Source organism: Marivita cryptomonadis, from assembly GCF_002115725.1.
GTDB lineage: Bacteria > Pseudomonadota > Alphaproteobacteria > Rhodobacterales > Rhodobacteraceae > Marivita > Marivita cryptomonadis.
Window position 1 is genome coordinate 26,746 of the sequence record NZ_JFKD01000026.1, and the last position, 8,436, is coordinate 35,181.

Here is an 8,436-nt window from a genome sequence, read left to right on the forward strand (position 1 = left end):
GCGTCGCGGATCATGCCGCTATGGGTCGCAATATCAAAACTGCGCCCGAAGAACGCAAACAGTGGAGGAAAACAATGAAATTTACTGCTTTGACAGGGGCCGTTGTGGTCGCTGCCTTCTCGGCAACCATGTCCGTCGCTCAGGACCGGACAGGTTGGCCCGAAAGCTTTACCGTTGGTACAGGATCGCAGGGCGGCACCTATTTCGGCTACGGCTCCGGCTGGGCCGGGATCGTGTCCGAAGTTCTGGGCGTGTCCGGCGGTGCCGAAGTGACTGGTGGTCCGATGCAGAATATGGCGCTAGTGCACACTGGCGATCTGCCCTTCGGCATGACCACAATGGGTCCGGCAGCGGAATCCATCGCTGGTTCGAACCCGATCGCTCCGGGTCTGCCTATGAACAACGCCTGCGCAATGTTCCCAATGTATCAAACACCGTTCTCGGTCACGGCGCTTTCGTCGTCCGGCATCACTTCGGTCGCCGACATTCCGGCAGGTGCGCGCATTGGCTTTGGCCCTGCAGGTTCGACATCTGACACCTACTTCCCGCGGATGATGGAAGAACTTGGCGTCGACTTCGAGCGTCGCAACGGCGGCTGGTCCGACCTTGGTGGTCAGCTTCAGGATGGTCTGCTGGACGTGATCGCCTTTGCAGCAGGAGTTCCGGTTCCGGCTGTGTCGCAGCTTGAGGTTCAGACTGCGATCAACATCATCGAATTCACTGAAGAAGAGCAGGCCAAGATCACGGCAGCCTTCCCGGTTGCGAATTTCGACATCTCGGCGGATGCCTATACCACACTCGAAGCCCCGGCGCGCTCGGTCTCGATGTGGAACTTCGCCATCGCAAACTGTGATCTGCCGGAAACCTTTGTCTATGAAGTCGTGAATGCGGTCATGTCCGACAATGAGCGGATGGTGAACACGCACCGCGCGGCAACCTCGACTCTGCCGGAGTTCTGGGATCGCAACACCGTCATGAAGTGGCACCCCGGTGCGGCACGTTGGTTCACCGAAAATGCGGGCGCCTCAATCGGTGCAGACATGATCCACGGTGGATGATGTTATATGATTTGCGAGCAATGATGCGTTATTGTTCGTAAAATCAGGAAAATCGGAACCGCGCCCCATCTGCGGGCGCGGTTTTGTTTCAATGATGGTCTTGCAAAGGCAACGTTAAGATCACCGAGGCCATCACCCGGGGAGGACACGATGACCGATACCAAGAGCCAGCAGGCCGACGACCTCATTCTCGCGGAAGGCGTGGATGAAGAGCCCATCGAGAGCAACCGGCGCCTGTTCTCGGGGCGCGCCTATCTCGTGATGGCCGGTCTTTCGACGATTTATGCCGCTTTCCACATGATCGCGCTGAACGGGGTTTCCATTTCGGATTGGACCGGGATCGAAATACCGATGCTTCCACAATTTCCGCTGGAGACATGGAATTTCCGGATCGTTCACATTTCCGGCGCTCTGGCCTTGGGGTTCTTGCTGTTCTCGGCACATACCTTTGCCGATGATGACACCCCGCAAAAGCAAACCCGCCTGCTTTCGATTGTAGCCTTGGTCCTGGCCATTCCGGCACTGATCTCTGGGTTCACGGCATCGGGCTATCACACGATGATCAACTCGGGCACCTTGCCGCAAATGGGCGGGTTGACCACATGGGCCGCGTTTCCCGGAACCGAGATTTACGCAAGCGAGGTCTGGTGGTTTGGCACTCCGCTGCTGATTGCCACCTTCGGCGCCATCGTGACCGGTTGGGTCGAACGCCGCGAGCGCGAAGTCTTTGCCTCCTCGGATGTCGTTCTGGCGATCTGTGCCATCGTGATCGCAATCTACCTGATCGCCATTTACGGCACCGCCGCGCGCAATGCGGTTGGCACGCCGTTTGTGCCGATTGGCGTGGCGTTCGCCGCGACTGCCGGATCCGCCTTGATCCTGGAACTGACGCGCCGCGTTGCTGGTCTGGCGCTGGTAATCATTACGGGTATTTTCCTGCTCTATACCTTTGTGGCGCACCTTTTGCCGGGCATTCTGGCCGTGCAGAGCGCCTATAGCTGGCAACGCTTCTTTGGCCATGTCTATTCGGATGCCGGCATCCTCGGGCCGACAACGGCGGTGTCGTCGACCTACATCATTCTCTTCATCATCTTTGCCGCCTTCCTGCAGGCCTCAAAGGTGGGCGATTACTTCGTGAACTTCGCCTTCGCAACGGCAGGCCGCGCACGCGGTGGCCCAGCGAAGGTGGCGATCTTTGCCTCGGGTCTGATGGGCATGATCAACGGTACATCGGCGGGCAACGTGGTGGCCACTGGATCGCTGACCATTCCGCTGATGAAACGTGTGGGCTACCACAAGAAAACCGCTGGCGCGGTCGAGGCGGCCGCATCTACCGGCGGGCAGATCATGCCGCCCATCATGGGCGCAGGCGCGTTCATCATGGCCGAAATAACAGGCATTCCCTACACCGAAATCGCCATCGCTGCGATCATCCCGGCGATCCTGTATTTCGTGTCGGTCTACTTTATGGTCGACTTCGAAGCGGCAAAACTGGGCATGCGCGGTATGCGCGAGGACGAGCTTCCCAAGTTCAATAAGCTTGTCCGCCAAGTCTATCTGTTCATCCCGATCATCATTCTGATCGCAGCCTTGTTCATGGGCTATTCTGTGATCCGGGCTGGCACATTGGCAACTGTTGCAGCCGCGGTTGTGTCGTGGTTCACGCCGCACCGGATGGGGCTTCGCTCCATCCTCAAGGCGTTCGAGCTGGCGGGGATCATGTCGATCCAGATCATCGCGGTTTGTGCCTGCGCGGGTATCATTGTTGGAGTTATCAGCTTGACTGGCGTCGGTGCACGCTTCTCGGCTGTGCTTCTGGACCTCGCCGGGGTAAGCCAACTTTTGGCGCTCTTCTTTGCCATGTGCATCGCGATCCTTCTTGGTATGGGCATGCCGACCACGGCCGCATATGCCGTTGCCGCATCCGTCGTTGCACCGGGCCTTGTGCAGCTGGGTATCCCGACGCTGACCGCGCATTTCTTTGTGTTCTACTTCGCGGTTCTGTCAGCGATCACACCGCCCGTGGCGCTGGCAAGCTACGCGGCAGCGGGCATTTCGGGCGCAAACCCGATGGAGACGTCGGTGGCTTCGTTCAAGATCGGCATCGCGGCTTTCATCGTGCCGTACATGTTCTTCTACAACAGCGCGATCCTGATGGATGGCACATGGGTCGAAGTCATCCGAGCTGGGGTGACCGCCACGGTTGGTGTTTTCCTGCTCAGTTCAGGTGTGCAGGGCTGGTTCCTTGGCGGGCGGTCGGCGTGGTTCTTGCGAGTTGCCTTGATCTGTGCGGCGCTCTTCATGATCGAAGGAGGATTGATCACCGACCTGATCGGCCTCGGGATCGCGGCCGGTGCTTATTTTGTGCAGAAATTCCTGCATCCGAAACCCGATGCCAGCATTCCGGTGCGCGGCGCGGATTAATCAAAGCACTCCGAAATAGAAAAGGCCGGGCATGTTCCCGGCCTTTTTCATACGCGCTGCTGTAGTCAGCAGTAACCTTCAGGGCCGTTCCATTGCGCTTGGGAGTATCTGTCCCCATGCGCCCAGCCTACGGGCAAGATGCTGTCAATCTCGGCCATCATGTGAGGCGTCAGGATCAGGGAAGTTGCTGATGCACATTCCGCCAAGTGATCCGGCGACCGTGTGCCGGGGATCGGAATAATGTGGTCCGCACGGGCAAGGCACCACGCCAAAGCAAGGGCGGTGGCCGTTGTTCCGTTATCTTCGGCATAGGCCTTGAACGCCTGTGCAAACGGAAGATTGAAGCCAAAATTCGGCTCCAGAAACCGGGGGTTGTTCTTGCGGAAATCCTTGTCGAGAAACGTCGTTGGATCGGGCGTCACGCTTGACACCATCCCCCGCGCCAAGGGCGAATAGGCCACCAAGGCGACATCAAGCTCTTTGCAGGTTTGCAACATGCCTAGGTCTGGCTGACGTGACCAAAGCGAATACTCGCTTTGAACCACGTCAACAGGCCCAACCGCAGCCGCACGACGCAGGGATGCGGGAGAGATTTCCGAAAACCCGATGCCACCGATCTTGCCCTCTGCCTTCAGCGCCAGAAGTGTTTGCATGACATCTTCAATCTCGATGTCGCGGTCCCGCCGGTGCACATAGAACAGATCAACGTGGTCGAGTCCCAGACGCTTCAGCGACCCTTCCAACTCTGCGCGCAGATAGTCGGGTTTGTTGTTGAAGCCGCGATTGCCATGTTCCTTGTCGCGCCAGATGCCAGCCTTGGTCGCGATGGTGAACTTGGAAGCGTCGCCCTTGAGGAACGTCCCGATCACGGTTTCAGAAATGCCCATCCCATAGACATTCGCGGTGTCCAACAGGTCCATCCCAAGGTCAAGCGCAGCGCCAAGCGCAGCGTGAGACTCGGCTTCATCAGTGGCCCCGTAGAAACCGCCAAAACTCATGCAGCCGAACCCGATTTCCGAAACCATCTTTCCGGACTTAAGCAAACGTCTTTTTTTCAAGGACTTTCTCCACCGTGTTGCCCAGCGACGTAACTCGCGCAGAGATAACATCACGGCGTTGAGGAAAGGGGAACCCCTTGTCAGGCAGCAACGGCGGATGCCGGTTCAACAAGCCCGCGTGCCTTGAGCACGGCAAGACATTCAGGATCGCGCGTCGCGAGTTCCAAGGTCGCTTCGAGCATCCCTGCCTTGGACCCACAGTCGAACCGGGCACCCGAGAATTGAAAGCCTCCAAGACCAAGGTCGAATGCACCGCGGGCAATCGCATCCGTTAGTTGAATTTCTCCGCCTGCACCCGGTTTTTGCGTTTCCAGCGCATCAAAGATCGAGGCGTCGAGGATGTATCGACCAACCACGGCTTGCCGTGATGGCGCGTCTTCGGCGGCGGGCTTTTCGACCATGCCATCGGCTGTAACGATTGCACCGTCTTTGCCTGTGACGGACAGCACACCGTATTTGTGCACTTGGTCTTCGGGCACTTCCATCGTTGCGACCAGATGACCGGTTTTGCTTTTGGCGTAGGCATCTGCCATTTCGGTAAGGCATCCTATGGATCCGAGGATCAGGTCGTCAGGCAATATGACCGCGACGGGCCCGTCGAGAACATTATCCTTGGCACACAGAACCGCATGGCCCAAGCCCTTGGGTTCAGGTTGCATGACGAAGCGCACATCGTCTTCGATCGGGCAGAACGCCGCTTCAGTCAGGGCTTCGGCGACATCCTCTTTGCCGCGCGCGCGCAGCTCGCGTGTGAGGCGGGCATCCTCCATAACGTGCCGCTCTATAGCGGTTTTGGAGGGGTGGCTGACAAAGATCATGCGTTCAATCGCAGCGTCGCGTGCTTCGTCAACGGCGTACTGGATCAGAGGCGTGTCGAGCACCGGCAGCAGTTCCTTCGGCGTTGCCTTGGTGGCAGGCAGAAAGCGTGTACCAAGGCCGGCAACAGGAAAGATCGCAGTGCGCACGTGACGGGTCATGTTCTGAATCCTCAATTGTCTAATATATCGGGAGTAACGCATTGCAGCGTAGAAAGTTTCGCGCTTGCAGCATTTTCTCTGCAGTTGCACGGAACCGGGCGCGGTCGAGCTGCGTTGAGATTGCATAAAGATATTTTCAATGGGGCTTTCGAATGAAATTTGATCAATTGACCGGGGAGTCGCTTCCCCGTTCTGCGCACCCGTATCGTCGCCTCGCCGTAATTGGTGCGGGTGCTTACGGAACAGCTTTGGCGCATGTCGCAGCTCAAGACGGCACACAGGTTTCATTATGGAGCCGCCGTCCAGAAATTGCGCGTCTGATCAATGAGACATCGCAAAACGCAGAGTATCTACCCGGCGTCCAGCTGGCGGCTTCTATCACCGCCTCGGATGATCTTTTGACGGTTCTCCGCGATGCCGATGCCGTAATGTTGGTCGTCCCGTCGCACGCTCTTCGCCAAACAGCCCGCGAGATGCGAGCCGTCCTGCCTCCGGGTATCCCGATCACGGTCTGCGCAAAAGGCATCGAGGCCGGGTCAGGATTGCTTATGTCTCAGATCATCGAGGACGAATTGCCTGGCCATACTGTCGGTGCGTTGTCAGGCCCAACCTTTGCCAAGGAACTGGCAGCCGGTCACCCCTCAGCTGCGACACTGGCGTTTTCTTTCGATCAAGCGGACCGGCTCGATCCCGAGAACAGCGCAGCGGCTCGAATGGCGGTCACTCTCGCGACGCCGGCGTTTCGCACGTATTTGTCGGATGATCTTGTAGGCGTAGAAATAGGTGGCGCCGTCAAGAATGTGATCGCCATTGCCTGTGGCATGATGCGCGGTGCCGGGTTTGCCGAAAACACACGGGCCGCACTGATCGCCCGAGGGTTGGACGAGATGAAAGCTCTGGCGGAAGCATTGGGCGGGCGGCGTGAAACGGTCACGGGGCTGTCCGGGATCGGCGATCTGACGCTGACCTGTTCAAGCACGACGTCGCGAAACATGTCGCTGGGTGTTCAACTCGGCCAAGGGAGCGTTCGTTCCGATTGTTTCGGCGGCAAGCCCACTGTTGTGGAAGGCGAAGCAAACGCGATCTCCGTCACGGATTTGGCGCGGAAACTCTACGTTCCGATGCCGATCTGCGAAACAGTTCGCGGAATCCTTCACGACGATCAGCCCATCACAGAAAGCTTTGCCCGGCTTTGGTCTGAACCCATCGAATCCGAACCGCGCGCCATGTCACTGACATTCGCGCATCCGACCGCGCTTGCGGAAATCTGTACAGTTGAAGAGAGACCAAGATGAGTTTGCATACACCGATCCAAAAAGCGATTGGCGACAAGCCCTTTGTTCTGGCCACCGACCTCGACGGCACGTTTCTTGGTGGCTCTGCTCAGTCGCGGGAAACGCTCTACAATCTAATCGAAGATAACCGGGATAGTGTCGGCCTGATCTTTGTGACGGGCCGACATCCCGAATTCATTCAGGAACACTGTGACACCTATGGCATCCCGATGCCAGATTACGTGATTGCCGATGTGGGCACCACGATTGCACGGGTCCATGCGCCGGGCATCGTCTTGCCAGATACGCAGCTTGAAGAGCCGATCGCACAGGCATGGCAAGGCAAGGCAGGTCCCGTGCAAGCCTTGATGGAACAGATCAACGGATTGACGCTTCAAGACACACCGTTCCGGCATCGCCTGAGTTATCACATTTCGCCTGATGGTTTTGATGCGTCAGAGATGGAGCCCATTCGGGCACTTGATGTGGATGTGCTGATCTCGGACAACCGGTTTGTCGACGTTCTCCCAAAAGGCGTTTCCAAAGGCCCAACCTTGCGTCGCTTAATCAAGGTGCTTGGCATTCCAGAGGATCGGATCCTCACAGCTGGAGATACTTTGAACGACATCTCCATGCTGACAGCCGACCTTTACGCAGTTGCCGTGGGCGGGTCCGAAGTCGCACTTTACGATGCACTCCCCGAAAGCCCTAAAATTCATCGCGCTCGCGCAATCGGTGCAGCGGGCATTCTTGAGGCCATTGCGGCCTTTGACCTTCATCCAACTCCAGGGAGTTATTGATGTCCTCCGATCTTGTGATCGTCTACCACCGCCAACCGTATGAAGAAGTCGAAGAGAACGGGAAAACCGTTCTGCGTGAAAACAAGAGCCCGAACGGGATCGTACCAACGCTGAAGAGCTTTTTCGGCAAGGTCGAACACGGTGCATGGGTCGCGTGGAAGTTGGCAGACGACGCCAATAACCCCGGCTGGGACCGACAGATCGAGGTCGAGGACAGCTTCGGCAGCTACTCGGTCTCGCGGCTGCCGCTGACGCAGAAGCAGGTTCACGAGTTCTATCACGTCACATCGAAAGAGGCGTTCTGGCCGATCCTGCATAGCTTCAAGGATCGCTACAACTATGACCCGGTGGACTGGCCAAATTTCCGCGAAGTGAATTGGCGTTTCGCAGAAGCAGCAGCTGCCGAGGCTGCACAGGGTGCATTGGTCTGGGTACATGATTACAACCTGTGGCTTGTACCCGGATACCTGCGCCAGATGCGCCCCGACGTGAAGATCGCCTTTTTCCACCACACGCCATTCCCCGCACCGGACATGTTCAATGTCTTGCCATGGCGCAAAGAAATTGTGGAAAGTTTGATGGCGTGTGACAGCGTCGGCTTTCACATACCACGATATGCCACCAATTTCGCTGCGGTTGTCCAAAGTCTTATGGATGTGGAAATCACCAAGCGGGACAAGGTGCCAGACGACCTGATTGCGGAAGGAACGGCTCTGACTGAACGGAAAGTACCTGCCATCCTTGGAGGTCTCAATCGTGACGTGCACCTAAGCGTTGCGCCAGTCGGGGTCGATGTGGACTACATTCAGACCCGCGCCCGCGTGGATGCCACGGCACAGCGCGCA

The 8,436-nt window shown here is 57.6% G+C and carries 7 protein-coding genes; 5 read left to right on the top strand and 2 right to left on the bottom strand.

Translation table 11 applies throughout. The features are described from left to right. Positions 1 to 74 precede the first annotated feature (74 nt). Together MCRY_RS19860 and MCRY_RS19865 are read left to right on the top strand one after the other, a co-directional pair. Complete coding sequence (locus tag MCRY_RS19860) at positions 75 to 1,058, top strand: TAXI family TRAP transporter solute-binding subunit (protein WP_085633149.1); 984 nt, start codon at positions 75 to 77, stop codon at positions 1,056 to 1,058. 150 nt (positions 1,059 to 1,208) lie between these two features. After that, complete coding sequence (locus MCRY_RS19865; protein ID WP_085633135.1) at positions 1,209 to 3,482, top strand: TRAP transporter permease; 2,274 nt, start codon at positions 1,209 to 1,211, stop codon at positions 3,480 to 3,482. A gap of 65 nt (positions 3,483 to 3,547) precedes the next feature. On the opposite strand, the gene MCRY_RS19870 is transcribed toward MCRY_RS19865, so the two are convergent. Both MCRY_RS19870 and MCRY_RS19875 read right to left on the bottom strand, forming a co-directional pair. Then, entirely contained in the window at positions 3,548 to 4,540 is a 993-nt protein-coding gene (locus MCRY_RS19870) for an aldo/keto reductase (protein WP_085633137.1), read from the bottom strand. Positions 4,541 to 4,620: 80 nt separating this feature from the next. Further along, a complete protein-coding gene (locus tag MCRY_RS19875) occupies positions 4,621 to 5,517 on the bottom strand; it encodes a UTP--glucose-1-phosphate uridylyltransferase (protein WP_085633139.1) in 897 nt (298 codons plus the stop codon). Positions 5,518 to 5,669: 152 nt separating this feature from the next. Between MCRY_RS19875 and MCRY_RS19880 the strand changes: the two genes are divergently transcribed. The 3 genes from MCRY_RS19880 to MCRY_RS19890 form a co-directional block, all read left to right on the top strand. Further along, the gene (locus MCRY_RS19880; RefSeq protein WP_085633141.1) at positions 5,670 to 6,812 is read left to right on the top strand and encodes an NAD(P)H-dependent glycerol-3-phosphate dehydrogenase; all 1,143 of its coding nucleotides are present in this window, start codon (positions 5,670 to 5,672) and stop codon (positions 6,810 to 6,812) included. Then, positions 6,809 to 7,591 (top strand): HAD-IIB family hydrolase, encoded by a 783-nt coding sequence (locus tag MCRY_RS19885; RefSeq protein WP_085633143.1) that lies wholly within the window; start codon positions 6,809 to 6,811, stop codon positions 7,589 to 7,591. The genes MCRY_RS19880 and MCRY_RS19885 overlap by 4 nt, the downstream gene beginning before the upstream one ends. After that, positions 7,591 to 8,436, top strand: an 846-nt coding sequence (locus MCRY_RS19890; protein ID WP_176234534.1) for a trehalose-6-phosphate synthase, incomplete at its 3' end; no start/stop codon positions are given. The genes MCRY_RS19885 and MCRY_RS19890, both read left to right, overlap by 1 nt.

Bases quoted from the DNA above. Each gene is read 5' to 3' on its own strand.
- MCRY_RS19865 (WP_085633135.1), top strand. From the start codon at position 1,209: ATGACCGATACCAAGAGCCAGCAGGCCGACGACCTCATTCTCGCGGAA.
- MCRY_RS19860 (WP_085633149.1), top strand. From the start codon at position 75: ATGAAATTTACTGCTTTGACAGGGGCCGTTGTGGTCGCTGCCTTCTCG.
- MCRY_RS19885 (WP_085633143.1), top strand. From the start codon at position 6,809: ATGAGTTTGCATACACCGATCCAAAAAGCGATTGGCGACAAGCCCTTT.
- MCRY_RS19875 (WP_085633139.1), bottom strand. From the start codon at position 5,517: ATGACCCGTCACGTGCGCACTGCGATCTTTCCTGTTGCCGGCCTTGGT.
- MCRY_RS19880 (WP_085633141.1), top strand. From the start codon at position 5,670: ATGAAATTTGATCAATTGACCGGGGAGTCGCTTCCCCGTTCTGCGCAC.